The sequence below is a fragment of the Paracoccus haeundaensis genome (assembly GCF_006239215.1).
Taxonomy (GTDB): domain Bacteria; phylum Pseudomonadota; class Alphaproteobacteria; order Rhodobacterales; family Rhodobacteraceae; genus Paracoccus; species Paracoccus marcusii.
On record NZ_VDDC01000022.1, the window covers coordinates 1 to 14,517 of the forward strand.

15 protein-coding genes are annotated in these 14,517 nt (G+C 58.8%); 7 read left to right on the top strand and 8 right to left on the bottom strand.

Features of this window, described 5'->3' with window-relative positions:
- Positions 1-95 precede the first annotated feature (95 nt).
- Genes FHD67_RS12900 through cueR form a run of 3 tightly spaced genes read right to left on the bottom strand, consistent with a single transcriptional unit; the run spans position 96 to position 1,767 of the window.
- Positions 96-857 (bottom strand): glutaredoxin family protein, encoded by a 762-nt coding sequence (locus FHD67_RS12900; RefSeq protein ID WP_218062308.1) that lies wholly within the window; start codon positions 855-857, stop codon positions 96-98.
- 2 nt (positions 858-859) lie between these two features.
- Positions 860-1,315, bottom strand: coding sequence for a DUF411 domain-containing protein (locus FHD67_RS12905; protein ID WP_246071291.1), 456 nt, complete (start codon positions 1,313-1,315; stop codon positions 860-862).
- On the bottom strand, positions 1,315-1,767 hold the full coding sequence (cueR, locus tag FHD67_RS12910) for a Cu(I)-responsive transcriptional regulator (RefSeq protein WP_139598909.1): 453 nt from the start codon (positions 1,765-1,767) through the stop codon (positions 1,315-1,317). The genes FHD67_RS12905 and cueR overlap by 1 nt, the downstream gene beginning before the upstream one ends.
- A 143-nt stretch (positions 1,768-1,910) precedes the next feature.
- Here cueR and copM point away from each other — a divergent pair, with 143 nt between their 5' ends.
- Positions 1,911-2,321, top strand: coding sequence for a CopM family metallochaperone (gene copM, locus FHD67_RS12915; RefSeq protein WP_139598910.1), 411 nt, complete (start codon positions 1,911-1,913; stop codon positions 2,319-2,321).
- A 785-nt stretch (positions 2,322-3,106) separates the two neighbouring features.
- Here the strand turns inward: copM and FHD67_RS12920 are convergent.
- Both FHD67_RS12920 and FHD67_RS12925 read right to left on the bottom strand, forming a co-directional pair.
- Positions 3,107-3,997, bottom strand: a complete 891-nt coding sequence (locus FHD67_RS12920; protein WP_218062305.1) for an NAD(P)/FAD-dependent oxidoreductase — start codon at positions 3,995-3,997, stop codon at positions 3,107-3,109.
- 337 nt (positions 3,998-4,334) lie between these two features.
- A complete protein-coding gene (locus tag FHD67_RS12925; RefSeq protein WP_342775304.1) occupies positions 4,335-4,979 on the bottom strand; it encodes a sugar transferase in 645 nt (214 codons plus the stop codon).
- A 446-nt stretch (positions 4,980-5,425) separates the two neighbouring features.
- On the opposite strand from FHD67_RS12925, the gene FHD67_RS12930 reads away from it, so the two are divergent.
- Both FHD67_RS12930 and FHD67_RS20710 read left to right on the top strand, forming a co-directional pair.
- Positions 5,426-6,655 carry an AI-2E family transporter gene (locus tag FHD67_RS12930; RefSeq protein WP_139598912.1) on the top strand — a complete coding sequence of 410 codons (1,230 nt, stop codon included), beginning with the start codon at positions 5,426-5,428 and terminating at the stop codon, positions 6,653-6,655.
- Between the two features lie 167 nt (positions 6,656-6,822).
- Positions 6,823-7,029, top strand: a complete 207-nt coding sequence (locus tag FHD67_RS20710) for a hypothetical protein (protein ID WP_218062306.1) — start codon at positions 6,823-6,825, stop codon at positions 7,027-7,029.
- A gap of 238 nt (positions 7,030-7,267) precedes the next feature.
- Here FHD67_RS20710 and FHD67_RS12935 read toward each other — a convergent pair whose 3' ends face one another.
- Positions 7,268-7,762 (bottom strand): MarR family winged helix-turn-helix transcriptional regulator, encoded by a 495-nt coding sequence (locus FHD67_RS12935; protein WP_218062307.1) that lies wholly within the window; start codon positions 7,760-7,762, stop codon positions 7,268-7,270.
- Between the two features lie 273 nt (positions 7,763-8,035).
- On the opposite strand from FHD67_RS12935, the gene FHD67_RS12940 reads away from it, so the two are divergent.
- Entirely contained in the window at positions 8,036-8,704 is a 669-nt protein-coding gene (locus FHD67_RS12940; protein WP_139598913.1) for a DUF1236 domain-containing protein, read from the top strand.
- A gap of 358 nt (positions 8,705-9,062) precedes the next feature.
- On the top strand, positions 9,063-9,311 hold the full coding sequence (locus tag FHD67_RS12945; RefSeq protein WP_139598914.1) for a hypothetical protein: 249 nt from the start codon (positions 9,063-9,065) through the stop codon (positions 9,309-9,311).
- A 45-nt stretch (positions 9,312-9,356) separates the two neighbouring features.
- Here FHD67_RS12945 and FHD67_RS12950 read toward each other — a convergent pair whose 3' ends face one another.
- Entirely contained in the window at positions 9,357-9,890 is a 534-nt protein-coding gene (locus FHD67_RS12950; protein ID WP_139598915.1) for a response regulator, read from the bottom strand.
- Between the two features lie 238 nt (positions 9,891-10,128).
- Here FHD67_RS12950 and FHD67_RS12955 point away from each other — a divergent pair, with 238 nt between their 5' ends.
- Positions 10,129-12,036 (top strand): OmpA family protein, encoded by a 1,908-nt coding sequence (locus FHD67_RS12955; RefSeq protein WP_139598916.1) that lies wholly within the window; start codon positions 10,129-10,131, stop codon positions 12,034-12,036.
- Positions 12,037-12,298: 262 nt separating this feature from the next.
- On the opposite strand, the gene FHD67_RS20450 is transcribed toward FHD67_RS12955, so the two are convergent.
- Positions 12,299-12,982 carry a hypothetical protein gene (locus FHD67_RS20450; RefSeq protein WP_176695118.1) on the bottom strand — a complete coding sequence of 228 codons (684 nt, stop codon included), beginning with the start codon at positions 12,980-12,982 and terminating at the stop codon, positions 12,299-12,301.
- Between the two features lie 285 nt (positions 12,983-13,267).
- Here FHD67_RS20450 and FHD67_RS12965 point away from each other — a divergent pair, with 285 nt between their 5' ends.
- Positions 13,268-14,266, top strand: a complete 999-nt coding sequence (locus FHD67_RS12965; RefSeq protein WP_139598917.1) for a hypothetical protein — start codon at positions 13,268-13,270, stop codon at positions 14,264-14,266.
- Positions 14,267-14,517: the final 251 nt, after the last annotated feature.

The window sequence follows — 14,517 nt, forward strand, 5'->3', positions numbered from 1 at the left end:
ATGGAGGAATGGGGCGGCATCACCACCCCTTGGTAATCGACGATCTGCACAGGCGATGGCCGGTGGGTCCGTGAGGTCGAGGTAGTGTCCTTGCGCTAGTGACCCAGAATGGTGACCTTGATCAGCATCCAGACCGCCATCGCAATCATCATCAGGTTCTCAGTCAGAGAAACGAAACCCAAGGGCACATTGCTGTCGCCGCCGACACAGGCGCACTTGATCTCTCGCTTGTCGACATAGACGGCCTTGTAGACCGATATCGCGCCGATGATGCCGATGAACAGCGCCACCGGGATCGACAGCCACATCAGCGCGCCCGCGACCATCAGGATTCCCGCCAAGCCTTCGGCGAAGGGGTAGACGTATCCGTAACGTACCCATCTCTGCGCGAGCAGATCATAGTTTAGGAACATCGTGGCGAAGCTTTCCACGTCTTTCAGCTTCTGCAGGGCCAGCAGACACATCGCGAAGGCCACGAACCATTCCGCTGCGGCCAGGGTGATCAAATGACCAAACGCGGCCCAGCTGGTGGCCAGCGCCATCGCGGCGGCCATCGCGAACAGCGCGATCACCGGACGATAGGTCGTTGCGGTCTTGTCGCGGACAGTCTTGCCGAAATGACGCCGCAGGTCATCGTAGCCACCGATCCGCTGACCATCGATGAAGGTCTGCGGCGTGGTCCCCACGTCATGCTGTTCTTTGAAGCTATCGACCTCGGCTCGGGTGACCAGATGATGGTCCTCGACGCGGTAGCCTTCGCGTCGGAGCAGGTCCAAAGACTTGAGGCCGTAGGGGCACATATGCTTGGTCATCACCATGCGATGGAGGGTGGCGGTTTTCGTATCCGACAGGGTCATCATCAACCTCGGTGGCTTGAAAAGACCTGGGTGTCAGACCCGGTCCAAAGAATGACATCATAAGGATCGCGCTGCTCGCCCATCTCCATGCCGGGCGATCCGATTGGCATGCCGGGCACTGCTAGGCCCTCGGCCTTCGGGCGCCGGTCCAGCAGGGTCCGGATATCGGCGGCGGGCACATGGCCTTCAATGACATAGCCATCAATCAGGGCTGTGTGGCAGGAACGGAGAGGCGTCGGCACGGCATGGCGGTCCTTCACGACCTGCATGTCGTCTGTGATCACCAAATCAACAAGAAAGCCGTGGTTCTGAAGGTGCGCGACCCATGCGCCGCAGCATCCACAATCAGGCGCGCGGAACACTCGTGCCCGGACCGGTGGCTGATTGGCACGTGTCATTGCCGGAGTGGCCAAAAGGCACACCGCCAGCGCTGTTGTGAACATCCGTCGATCGATCATCAGCCAATCCTTTCCTTGAAACCCTTTTCGGGCGGCCTGCGGAACGCGGTGCCTTCACCCGTCTCCGACGTTTCAAGCCGTTGCAGGATCGGACAATTCGGACGCTCGTTGCCGGCGCAGGCATTCGCCAGATCCTCAAGGGTGTCGGCCATGTCCTGCAGATGGGCGATCTTGTGGCGCAGGTCCCGGACCCGGGCCTGCGCCAGGGACTTCACGTCGGCGCTGCGCCTGTCCTTGTCACGCCAGAGATCCAGCAGTTCGGTGATCTCAGCGATGGAAAAGCCCAGATCGCGGGCGCGGGCGATGAACCGTAGCATATGGACATCGCACGGTTCGTATTCCCGATAGCCCGAGGCGGTTCGACTGGCATTCGGGATCACACCTATCTGTTCGTAGTAGCGGATCATCTTAGCCGATACGCCCGAGCGACTGGCGGCATCTCCGATGTTCATGACAAGGCTCCGTCGTTGAGATGACAAGGACATGGGGCTTCCCATCATGGGAAGGTCAAGGGCTCGATGTCTAAATCCTGGCACCATTGACCTTACAACGATGGGAAGGACTATCTGGAGTGAAGTAAGAGGAGAGCACTGCCATGAAGACATTCGTCCCTATCCTGCTGACCGTCCTTGCCATGACCACGCCAAGCCTTGCACAGCAGACAATGGATCACTCGGCCCATGGCGAAATGGCGCAGATGGACCATTCTAACCATGGTGACATGGACCCGTCGGGGGCGCAGCCCGATGATACACCTGCGACGACCGCCTATCGCGCGGCAATGGTCGACATGCACATGAACATGGACGTCGAATACACCAACGACGCGGATGTGGATTTCATGCGGGGCATGATCCCCCATCATCAGGGCGCCATCGATATGGCCCGCATCGTCCTGGAGCACGGCTCGGACCCGGAGGTGCGCGCCTTGGCCGAGGAGGTCATCACGGCGCAAGAGGCAGAAATCAAGATGATGGAGGCGTGGTTGGCCGAGCAAGACGGCTGATCGCCCGCTTTGCACAGCACGAGGACAGGACGCGGCAGCAGTGGTGGGAGATCAGCCTGTCCACAGTCATCTGCGCGGATGGCCCCCGGCACCAGACACAGATCGGCAGCAAGGTCGACCTCAGACCGGACATCTCGAATGACCGAAGTGCCGGTCATGCCAACCATCCAAACAAGTCGCTCGGCGGAATTGGCGGCCGGCGCAGGATTGGGCGGCTCTCCCGTGGAAATTTCAGTGGATCGCGCACTATAGCTGACGCGTCGTGTGGCGGTCGAAGGCCCCATGCGCTTGAGATGAACCATGCCGTCCGTGGAGATTAAGGCGAAGTGTCCAAGCTTCCCCGGGTCGCCGCGACGCTTCAAGAAGCGAATAGCTTTGCTGATAATCCGAGGCGGAAGGCTGAAGAACGTGGTATTTTTACAGGGTCCCACGAGCTGAAAGGGCCCCGGATGTATCGGGGCCCTTTTTCAGTTCGGGCTGGTTCTTGTTTCGGAGCGAGGTTTTGCCTGTACCAACACAATAAAAAAAATGGCGGCTGCGGTCGCCCACAGCCGCCGCCTGTCCGGAGGCGATCTCTCACATTCGTCACGCTAGATTTCCACGTTCTCTTGTGCAAGACCTTCAGCGTGCAATCTCCAACTAAGTGGTTCGTGCAAAAAGGTGGCCCCGTTCAGCGTTCTACTTTCCATGTGATGCCCTGCATTTGAGGGCATTCTCTTGAAATCTTGGGGTGGGCTGGTAGTCAGCACGGCATTCAATAACCGGGCGGCGTTGTTTCGCAGCGATCAGGATATCGAGGCAGTCAGATCGTTGTGGATCGCGGTCGCGGCAATGGCCCCCTGCCCCATCGCGACAGCGATCTGGTCCAGTCCGTCGATGACATCCCCGATTGCATAGACCCCATCCACACTGGTCTTGTGCTTTGAATCGATGGCGATATGGCCAGCGTCATCCAGATCGAGGCCAAGACGAATTGCCGGATCGGCGCGCGGGGTCGTTCCCAAAGCCACATAGAGTGTATCGAAATGGTGGGTATGCCCGTCCTGAAGGGTGAGAAGAACCTCTGTCTCGGACAGCGCAATGCCCATCAGCGCGGGCTGTAAAATACGGATGCCGTTTCGCGCGGTGACCGAAGAGCCGTCGGGAGAGATCAGGGTGACAAATGGGGAGTAGTGGCGGAGAAAGCTGGCCTCTTGTAGGCCGTGCTTGCCGCGCCCCAGAACCGCGATACGCTTGTCACGGACTTCATAGGCGTCGCAGACGGGACAATAGCGCAGGAGCCCTCGCGCCAATCCTTTTGCGTGATCGTCGGCAGCCATCGATGGCCGATGATTGAAGACCCCGGTCGCGAAGATCACGTTGCGTGCCAGTGCGATCCGTCGGTTGGCCACCACTCGGAACACGCCGCCCTGTTGCTCGACATTCTCGACTGTTCCGGCCTCGACCACCGCGCCATATCGCCGGGCGTGCGATAGCATCTGTCCCAGCAACTCCTGCCCCGAGATGCCGTCCGGGAACGGGGTCAGGTTATGTGTTCTGGGGATCATCAAGGCGCGCCCGTCCTGCCCATCGAATACAGTCACCCGACGCAGGAAACGGGCCAGATACAGCGCGGCCGTCAGTCCCGCAGGACCTCCGCCGATGATAACGCAATCCTGGATGTCGGACGTTTCCACTAGGGCAGGTTCCTTTGTCAGGTCACGGAGCCATCGCGGTGGCAATGCATGTGGCAGGCTTGGTCACAACCGATGAGGTCACAAATCTTAGTCTTGGTGGCACCTTGAGTATGGTGCAATCAGAAATAGGCGCGTCCTGCAGGTGTTTCTGATCCGTTTCCCAAAAGCTGCCTCTCATGATTTCACCGCGGGACGCCGCCCTTCTGGGTTCGCCCTTTCACCCCAAGTCCGGCCCGTTGTTTCTTCAGAGCGGCGATGACACGTTCTCGATGAGCTTGATCACCCCATCATCTGTCTTCGTAGCTCTTTGAGCCGAGCGCAGGCAATTGCTGCAGGCTCAGTGCGCCCCGCGGGACATGACCACGGCGGGAATGGTCATGAAGATGATGCGCAGGTCCATCCATAGGCTCCAGTTCATGACGTAAAAGCGGTCAAGCTGGACCCGCTCCAGATAGGTCGTGTTGCTGCGGCCGCTGATCTGCCAAAGGCCGGACAGCCCTGGCCGCGCCGACAGGTAATGCCGGGCGGAACTGGCGTAGTAGGCCAGCTCTTCCCGCACGACCGGACGCGGGCCGACCAGGCTCATCTCTCCGGTCAGCACGTTCAAAAGCTGCGGCAGCTCGTCCAGGCTCAGCTTGCGCAGCACCGCGCCCAAAGGGGTCACGCGAGGATCGTCGACCAGCTTGCGCTGTTCGTTCCACAACGCCGCCTTGGCGGGGTGCTTGCGCAGATACTGTTCCAGGACGGTATCGCCGTTCACGACCATGGTGCGGAATTTCCAGCACCGGAACTCGCGCCCGCCAAAGCCAACGCGGCGGTGCCCATAGAGCAGTGGCCCCGAGTCTGTCAGCTTCAGCACGATGACCAGCGCCAGGATCAACGGCGCCAGCAGCACCAAGCCAAGGACTGCCAACGTGATGTCCAGCCCCCGCTTGGCAATACCCCCGACGGGGACATCCCTGCCGATGCGAGACCGATGCAGTCCCGCAAGCGAAGGATTGGCCGCAAGGGAGGGGTGATAGTCAGAGGCAAAATTTCTTTGAGCACGGAGCATACGCATTGCAACAACTAACCTACTAACAAACAGGAAAACGTCCCGACAGGCTCGTACGGGCTTGGCCCATGAAGCAGTTCGATAAAATTTTATCAAACTGGTTTTTTAGTCAGGTTGTTCAGGATCGTAATAGACAGGTGCGGAGAAAGTCCTTCGATCAAGGGCAGAGGCTGGCCACACGACAGACCTGCGGCAGACGCATCAGCTGATCTGGCTGATTGCGACTGAACCAAAGATCAACTGGCCCGAGGAGTTCAGTGACCTTATTCCTGTACTCCGCAGCGAGGCCGCGATCGTCTGCTAAGTTTGGAGCGGGGCAAATCTTCACGATTTGCGTGCACGCTGTCGACTGATGGTGGGGGGAGGAGATCACGATGGATCAGACGCAAGCGCCGGCTCGCGGTGACAAGGAAAGTTCCGTTCCCCGTTTGGCGAACTGGGCCGTGATCGGCATCTTCCTGATCCTGGCATTCGCGGCGATCGCCGAAGGGCGTGACTTCCTGATGCCTGCCACAATGGCTGTGCTGCTCTTCTTCGTCTTCACGCCTTTGCGTCGACTTGCGGAACGACGTGGTCTGCCCAATGCCCTGACGGCCGCGGCAATAACCCTGTCGATCCTCCTGTCCGTTGGTGTGATCGCCTATGCAGCCAGTGGGCCGCTCAGCCAGGCGATGAGCCGGATGCCGGTGATCTCCTACCAGCTCAACCAGAAGTTCGACAGCCTGGGTGAAAGCCTGTCAGGTCTCCGCGAGGCGGCCAGGCGTATCGATGATGCCCAAGCTGCAGAGCCGGAACCCGGACAGCCGCCCATAATCCGCGTGGAGCAGGAGGGTGAGACCACTTTGGGAACCGTCATGAAAATGGCGCCCCTGCTCCTGGGCCAGGTCCTCTTCACGCTGATCCTGCTGTTCTTCATGATCGCGTCCGGCGACATGCTCCATCTCAAGATCGTCCAGAGCTTTGATCGGATGCGCGAGAAGAGGGGCGCCTACCTTGCATTGCGAAAGATCGAGGACTCGCTTGGAAATTATCTCGGCGCCATCACGATCATCAATGCCTGCCTGGGGCTGGCTGTTGGACTGACCATGTGGGCCTGGGGCATGCCAGGAGCGATCCTGTTCGGGGTCGGCGCTTTCCTCCTCAACTATATCCCGTACCTCGGCGCGATCGTCGGCGTGGCGATCTCGGCGTTCGTGGCTATGCTCGTCATGCCAGGATTGTTCTGGCCAGCAATGGTCGCGGGTTCGTATCTCACCCTCACCTCGCTGGAAGGCCAAATCATTACGCCCTACTTCGTGTCCCGACGTTTGCAGATGAACACCGTCGTCGTGTTTTTGGCCGTGGCTCTCTGGGCCTGGCTCTGGTCAGTGATCGGGATGATCATTGCCGTGCCGGTCCTCGTCGTCATGCGCGTTCTGGCAGAGCATGTGCCGGGATGGGAGAAGTTCGGAAACTTCCTGGCCGGTGATGCACCGCCTGTCCTGGACGAGGATGAAGCGGAAGCCGAGAGCCTTGTCGACGCAGGCGCTGGAGCCGAAGACGAGCCGGCGGCCCGGGTCGCGACGGAAGCCCTTGTCGCAGCGGAGACAAGTAAAGCTCACTGACGGAAGCACTGATGACGATGGACTGCTTCGGAAGCCTGACACTGGCGGGAAGGGTCAGAGGCCGTGAGGTGGCAGTCCCGAGATTTGGCGGAACTGAACCGATGAGTATTGAATATCCAAAATGGTGAGTTACATTGGGTATGATACCGCACAGGTTGTGCTGCTCGATGCTTCAGCCTTTCATCGGGAGGGTTCTGGCTGTGACGATCATTGGCAAAGACTTCGCGACGTTTCTGAGAGCCGTTGAAGCGGCGGGAGATGCCGCCAATCCGGGCGACATTCTACGTGACTCGCTCAGACGCGCGCAGCTGGTCTGTCTTGTTGCAAAGGCCTCGACGGCGGCAAATGTGCTGACGCGAACCGCTGTACGCTGAGACCATCCGTTTCTTGCGCTGACGGAGCGCACAGAAGGATGTGCCGCCGAAAGCCATGCTGTTTCCTCCCTGACTGCAGCCGTTCATCAATCAAAGCATCCGCGCAGGGCAGAGTGGCCCATAGCCCTCCTCGCTTTCCGACAAAAAGCGCCCGTGATCCGGGGAAGATTGCATATCCGGCTGTCGGTTCCTCTAATGCAGAAATTACGGACCAGCAGGCGTCAGGGCGGAGCTTCTCTCACCGCCGGGTTTCCGGAGCGGACTTCATTGTCTCGAGCTGTTCTTCCGGGCGTGCCGGTCTGCCCAATCGATCAAGTTCCTCACGAAGCTCATCCGCCTGGCTATCCGTGATCTGGCAAGCAGACATGATCTGATCAGAAACGGCCCACACCGACGTCTGAAGCGCTTGTCCGGCAGGTGTCAGCTCGACAATGACCCGACGTTCATCCTGCATGTCGCGCTTCCTGGCGATCAGCCCGGATTGCTCCATACGCTTGAGGATTGGCGTAATGGTGCTGGTATCCAACCCAAGTTTGGAACCGATCTTGCCCACTAATTGAGGAGACGTATCAAGCAGTTCGAGGACGACCAGATACTGGGGGAAGGTCAGGCCAAGCGGCTCGAGGAACGGCCGATGCATCCGCATGATCCGGTTCGCTGCCCCGTAGAGTACGAATGATAGCTGTTTGTCGACCTGGCGGCGGGTTTCGTTTTCTCGGCTCATACGATGCATCGCTTATGACCTTGGCAGGATACTGTCGAACGATCTTGTTCCGTGCCTGTCTCAAGCTGATCAAGGGTCGCAAGACGCATGTTAGCCAGATCCGCTAGATTGTCACCCAGCCTGCCAAAACAGGTTTGTCCATTATTGGAGGATGTCGCGTAGCTGAAATCAACCCAAAGTGGAAAATTAACCATAACATCACGCCATAAGGGAACTGGTTGCCATAACGACAAGTTTGCCTGCCATCATCGAGGCGTGTTGCCTGCGAGGTAGGAGATCACCATGAGAACGTATTTTGTTCCGACATTCGTCGCAGCCATGGCGGTTGCCGGGGCGGCATCCGCACAGACGATGGCCACCGTCTCGACCGACCTGAACGTCCGCTCCGGTCCCGGTGTGCAGCACGGGGTGATCGGCGCCATCGGTACGGGCGGAGAGGTCTCGGTCCTGGGCTGCATCGACAGCGCCAACTGGTGCCAGATCAGCGGCAATGGCCTGGAGGGGTGGGCCTATGGCGACTATCTGAACGTCAAGGCGGGCGACGAGGTCGTGTCGCTCTATCCCAACCGCGAAACGGTCGGCGTGACCATCATCGAGGCGCCGGTCGAAGACCCGACCACCGGGCAGGACGCCGCCGTGGGCGGCCTGGGCGGCGCGGCCATGGGCGCGCTGATCGGTGGACCCATCGGCGCGGTTGCGGGCCTCGCGATCGGCGGCGCGACCGGGGCGGCTGCAGCCGAGGAACCGACCACCGAGGTCACGACCTATGTCACCTCGAACGCGGTCGATCCGATCTATTTGGATGGCGAGGTCGTCTTGGGCGCAGGTATCCCCGAGAACGTCACCATCTACGAGATCCCCGACCAGCCGGACTATCGCTATGCGCAGATCAACGGACAGACGGTGCTGGTGGACCCCAACGATCGCCAGATCACCTACATCTATCGTTAAACAGCACTTGATCTTCAAAGTTTAAGATTTTCTGAGTAACTCGTGACCTTTTTCTAATAATATATAAACACCTGCATCGCCCTCGTGGCGGTGCAGAATTTTTGGGTACTTTATAAATGCAGTATGGACTAAAGGCTTCTAGTGTCAGCTAGCAATCAGAATTTTTATCGAATTTCCATTTTTTCTAATCATGCGCTGAAGCGAGATATCACCGAGCATTCGGCGGAATTGCACCGGCTTGCCATGAAAAAATATCTTTGTGTCGGGAAAATTTCGTGGCATTCAAATATCGCCTCCGGGAGGACATGCGACGGCGGAGCGTACAATGAGAGATTCCGGCCTCCGGGCCCAATTTCTCATGGCCGAAATGTTTGCAAGCCAGATTGATGCAGCTCTGACCTATTTTGAATTAACGGGTGAGGCGTTGGCCATTACGTCAAAGACGGGGTATGGGGCCGCACAGGCAATCTATGCGCGGATGGACGGATCACTGCCACCAGATGAGCTATTCAGCTCGGGTGCTCGCTATATTCTGAGTTTGGGTGTGCAATTGGCAGAGTGGGAACAAAAATTAAAAACGGACGCTTTTGGATGTGGACGCAAATGACCATGCATCCCGCGCCCGAGGATCTTTATTTTTGCTTGCATACCATCATACGCCAGGATCATCTTCTCTGAACTGCCTGACAATTTCCTTAAGATTGTGAAATACAATCGGCTTGGCCAACCAATGAAGCGGTTTGGCCGGTGCGCCGCGCAACCGCGCAGCAGGACTTACGTTACCCGTAACGAACAGCGATCGGATGCCGTGCGTCTGATAGATCCTTATCGCCGTATCGATCCCGTTGCACTCTCCCCTAAGAACGACATCCATTGTCGCAAAATCCGGCTGATGCAGGGCAGCAAGTCTCGCGGCTTCTCGTTCGGTCATTGCGATGCCGACGACCTCGACGTCCAGGTCGGTGAGCATCATCTGGAGATCATAGGCGATGAGCGCGTCGTCTTCGACGATAAGAGCCTTAAGTGGTCTCAATGGGTCCGTTGTTATCTTATGCTTTGGCGCATGGCCGACGTCTTTTTCTGATCCGCCACTATCGGATACTCGTAAGTCCGCAGGGCGTAATAAGCGCGCGGGTGCTTCATTTCCGCCTGTGTCCATGTTTCTCACTCGGTCCTCGATCGTCATAAGCCCTTTGTTCCGTCGTCATCGCGAAAGCGGCTTTCTGTAAAGCTGCAAGACTGAAAAATCGCTCCCGTATATGAGTAGACATGATGTGAATGAGACTCAACCTGAGGATGCGACCAACTGACACTCGGAAACAGGTCGCAGAGCGGCAAACATCATTTGATGAAGCCCGGGAACTGTCCGCTCTCGACCATGTTATTCCCTGCAACAACCTCAGGTTGTATTTTGGGGAGCTATCATGCGCCGGATCTTTCAGAACTCGACAGCCATCGCGGCTTGCCTTTCGCTCCTCGCACCGCACATGGTTGCAGCCCAAGCTGCGGTTGATGGCAGCTCGCAGGTCGTGTCCCCGTCGGGAGAGGTCGTACCGCAGACCGATGCGGCTGCTGCACCCTCGCCGGAAGCCTCCGCTGTCGACAGCGATGCGGCCGCCGCTGCCGAGACTGGTCCTGATGCCTCAGCCGTACCCGTCGAGGCAGAAATGACCACGCCAGAGGCGGACGCAGGGGCCACCTCCGAAGCAGCGCCCGATGTGACTGCAGAACCCGATGCCGCAAAAAATGACGCTGCCCTGGACGAAGCCATGGCGGCAGAGCAGGAGAGTGCTGAGGCGGAAGCCAATGAGGCGACCGCGGAAACGCTGGAAACTGCGCCTGTCGAAGGCGCTGACGCCGCCGAGGTGAGTCCTGGTGCGGATGCCTCGTCTGCCGAAACCGACGTGACGACGCCAGGGGTAGACGCTCTCCCTGAGGCAGATGTTGAAGCAACGCCCGACACCAACATCACCGACCCTGAGGCGGCGCTGGATGACGCGATCGCGGCAGACAAAGAGAGTGCTGAGACGGAAGCGACTGGCATGGCACCGGAGGCGGAAACGACCCCGGCGGGTACAGAAGACCTGACGGATGTGCTTGAGCCTACCGAAGGCAGCACCGCCCCGGCAAACCCGGCGGCACCCTTGCCTCTCGGAACGGAAGAGCCGTCAACAGTTGGCGCCGACGGACAGAGCGAAGCCCAAACCGACGCTAACGCTTCCGGCGCAGACAATCCGATGACGACTGCTGACGCGCCCGAGGCGGCCGCTCAAACTGCCGAAGCGCCAACCGCCGCCGCGCTGGATGACTCTGCTACTGCCGAGGTAACCGAAGAGGAAGTGACCGAGGAAAACAGCCGTTCCTCGAGCGAAGATTTTGCGACTACCATGCAGCAAGCCACCTCGGCCGATGGCAATCAGGAGCAGTCCAGCGACAACGATGATGACAATGATTTGGCCAATGCCATCCTGCTGGGCCTGGGCGGAGTGGTCGTCGGCGCGATGCTCAGCAACAATCGCCAAGTCGCGCTGTCGACGCCCGACCGCATCGTTGTGACCCGTTCCGATGGCACCCAGCAGCTGATCAAGGATGACATTGCTCTTCTTCGCCAACCTGGGTCGACTGTCGCGACAGAGAACTTCGGTGATGGATCCTCGCGCACCATCGTGACGCGGTCGGATGGCAGCCGTATTGTCACGATCCGTGACGCCGATCTGCGGATCCTGCGCCGTACGCTCATTTCGGCTGATGGGGAGCAGACGATGCTGCTTGACGACACGTCGGTAGTGGAGCCCGTTGATGTCGCGAGCCTGCCCTCTCCAGCGCCGACGTTCGACGGGTCGGCAGCTGATCTGGACGAAACCGCGCTCCGTGAGGCCCTGATGGCTCGGCTGGCCGTTGATAGACGGTTCAGCCTGTCGCAGATCCGCGACATCTCGGAGGTTCGCTCGCTGGTCACCTCCGTTGACGTCAACGGCGTCACATTCCAGACGGACTCAGCGGCGATTGATGCTGACCAAGCTAGGAAACTCACTGCCTTGGGGAATGTCATCTGTGAAGCGATCGCGGACAATCCGAACGAAATCTTCCTGGTTGAGGGGCATACGGACACCGTGGGTGATCCTGCTGCAAACCTCGCCCTGTCGGACCGTCGCGCAGAGTCTGTGGCGCTGGCATTGAGCGAGTATTTTCAGGTTCCGCCGGAGAACATGGTCATCCAGGGTTATGGTGAACAGTTCCCACGGATCCAGCAGGAGGGCGATGTCCGCGAGAACCGTCGTGCGTCTGTCCGGCGCATCACCGACCTGCTTCAGACAGCGGCAACTGAATGATCTGAATAATGTTACCATCTGGCGGTCCCATGTCGGGACCGCCTTTGTCGCGCAGCAGTGTGGTAATCTGCACTGATGTCTGTAGGACCACCTAAGATGCGCCTCTCACGACTGCTGTTACGATGACATGAGGTGCAGCGCAGCTCTGAAGATTAGATCAGGCAATTCGTATGGCGCACGCCTGCATCTACACGCCTGTGAAAACCCCCGCAGCTCCATGCTGCGGGGGTTTCCTTACAGGAGAGCGGGTTGGAAAGGGATATCAGCCGTTGCTGTCTGATCCCCCATCTGAACCGCCTCCCTCGGAGCCACCGTCCGCGCCGCTGTCTGAATCGCTGCCGTCCGAGCCACCATCCGCGTCGCCACCGTCGGATCCATCCGAGCCAGTGTCAGCCCCGCCATCGCCTGCATCTGACCCGCCATCGGCCCCGTCATCACCGGCGCTACCCTCATTCGCGCCGTCATCGCCACCCGGGGTATCCGGTGTATCGCTACTACCTCCTGCATCCGATGCTCCGGCCTCTGCTTGGCCGGCATCGTCACCTCCAGACGATCCTTCGGGGTCCGCGCGGGTTTCGACCCCATCAACAGAAACAAGACGACCGTTGGCCGTGCTGTAGACCAGTTCGGTCGGAACCCCGGCGCGCTGCGCGGTGACCGTCAGGATCGGGCCCTCACGCTGGATGAAGATATCGGAATACCCCTGATCTGACAGGGTTTCTGCGATCGCCTCATAGTTCTCGATACTTTCCAGACGTGGGTAGTCACCCTCGGCGACGAAACCGCCGGAAGGCTCCTCCTCCAGCGCGTTGTCTGGAACAATCACCGTGGAACCCTGAGGGGTCTCAATCTGGGTGGTCTGCCCAATGGCCGCCGTTGCCATAAGGCTGGTGGCAGCGATCTGACTGCCCACCACTAGAGCCTTGAACGGAGTCTTCAACATCATGCGTCTCCCATTGACCGCCTGGAGCACCAACGCACGCCTACGGCAGCAGGGTTCCGCATCATTCAACTTATAAGAGAATTAGATTAGCCTAAAATATGAAGGGATTTTCGACGAAGAGTGCGCTATCTCACGCCCCGCGACCGACATATGATCGCAACTGCAAGTTGCTTGAGGTAACCTCAGGTAGCGCGTGATGCTTGGCAAATCCATTTTTGGCTGGAAAACCAAATTCGAAAGATCATGTCGCCCGATAGTCAGTGAATTGTCGAACAGGAGGTGTCTGCCATGACCAGGTTCTTCGTTAATACCGCTATTGCGTTCGCTTTGTCGTCGACAGCTTCATTGGCTACCCCGCTCCATGGAGATGGCCACAGTGCGCACTCCGGGGGCGCGCCAAGCGAACATATCTGGCTGGCTCAAGGTAACAGCGGCAAGAACAAGGACAAGCCGCCCAAAAGGGGTCGGGGCAATGCCGGCAATGATAATCCCTGCAATGGGAACGCCCACAGGGGCAATAGAAATGATCACGCTGCCAGAGGAAACAGAAGCGCCGAGCATGACCGTGGACAAAACGACAATGGCGCCCGAGGCGCGCAACGCTTCACGACGGCAGAGCGCGCAGAGGTTTTGGATGGCCTCTTATCAACGGCAGCGCCCACAGATCGTGACATGAGGCGCGTGCTTGGCACAACCGCGCTGGCTTTTTTGACTCCCCAGCTGCTTGTGGCGAATGTTCCCGGCGACGAGTTGATCACCTATCTCAATTGCCCGCCCGGCCTTGCCAAGAAGGATCCCCCCTGCGTTCCACCAGGCTTGGCGAAAAATGGTGTCACCTATGATGAATGGGCGTCCTATGATCAGGATAGGTACGACACGATCTGGGTCGAACGCCGCGACGAATGGCTCAGCTCCCAAGCTCTCGTCGATCCGGATCCAGAGTCGATGCTGTTGCAGTCGGATCAGATCGCAACGCTTTTCGATATTGATCCTGCACCAGAAGGCCAGCGGTATGCGTTGATCGACGGATTGCCTGTTCTGCTTGACAATGAGGATTACAGGTCCTTGCTTCTGGTCAATCAGATGGCAGAGGTTCCAGATCTCACGGCCGGAACGCCAATCGCCCCGACCGCTGCTTTGACACAGGATGAATTGATTAGCCTTTATCGCCTGCCACGATTGGGAAACGATGAGAACTATGCTGTCGTGAACGGGCAACTCGTTAGGCTGAATGATCCCAATTACGAGCTTCTTCAGATGATCCGTGTGGCGCGAGGGGTTCTGTAAGCCCCCGAAACAATATCCCGGCACTCAAGACGTGCCGGGTCTTCTACGTTGACAGATGCAGCGATTACTCTGTTGGCTGCACCAACTTTGTCGTGACGAACAGTTTGTCGCTGGCTGCCCGCAGTCCTCAGACACGGCCTGCCCACTGCTCAGTCCCGACCGCCGCCGTTCCCATTGCCGCCGCCGTTCCCGTTGCCGCCGCCGTTCCCGTTGCCGCCGCCGTTCCCGTTGCCGCCGCCGTTCCCGTTGCC

Excerpts from the sequence above, each read along its gene's own strand:
- FHD67_RS20450 (WP_176695118.1), bottom strand. The coding sequence starts at position 12,982 with ATGATGTTGAAGACTCCGTTCAAGGCTCTAGTGGTGGGCAGTCAGATC.
- FHD67_RS12965 (WP_139598917.1), top strand. The coding sequence starts at position 13,268 with ATGACCAGGTTCTTCGTTAATACCGCTATTGCGTTCGCTTTGTCGTCG.
- FHD67_RS12950 (WP_139598915.1), bottom strand. The coding sequence starts at position 9,890 with ATGACGATCGAGGACCGAGTGAGAAACATGGACACAGGCGGAAATGAA.
- cueR (WP_139598909.1), bottom strand. The coding sequence starts at position 1,767 with ATGAACATCGGAGATGCCGCCAGTCGCTCGGGCGTATCGGCTAAGATG.
- FHD67_RS12930 (WP_139598912.1), top strand. The coding sequence starts at position 5,426 with ATGGATCAGACGCAAGCGCCGGCTCGCGGTGACAAGGAAAGTTCCGTT.
- FHD67_RS12935 (WP_218062307.1), bottom strand. The coding sequence starts at position 7,762 with ATGCATCGTATGAGCCGAGAAAACGAAACCCGCCGCCAGGTCGACAAA.
- FHD67_RS20710 (WP_218062306.1), top strand. The coding sequence starts at position 6,823 with ATGCTTCAGCCTTTCATCGGGAGGGTTCTGGCTGTGACGATCATTGGC.
- copM (WP_139598910.1), top strand. The coding sequence starts at position 1,911 with ATGAAGACATTCGTCCCTATCCTGCTGACCGTCCTTGCCATGACCACG.
- FHD67_RS12905 (WP_246071291.1), bottom strand. The coding sequence starts at position 1,315 with ATGATCGATCGACGGATGTTCACAACAGCGCTGGCGGTGTGCCTTTTG.
- FHD67_RS12955 (WP_139598916.1), top strand. The coding sequence starts at position 10,129 with ATGCGCCGGATCTTTCAGAACTCGACAGCCATCGCGGCTTGCCTTTCG.
- FHD67_RS12945 (WP_139598914.1), top strand. The coding sequence starts at position 9,063 with ATGGCCGAAATGTTTGCAAGCCAGATTGATGCAGCTCTGACCTATTTT.
- FHD67_RS12900 (WP_218062308.1), bottom strand. The coding sequence starts at position 857 with ATGACCCTGTCGGATACGAAAACCGCCACCCTCCATCGCATGGTGATG.
- FHD67_RS12940 (WP_139598913.1), top strand. The coding sequence starts at position 8,036 with ATGAGAACGTATTTTGTTCCGACATTCGTCGCAGCCATGGCGGTTGCC.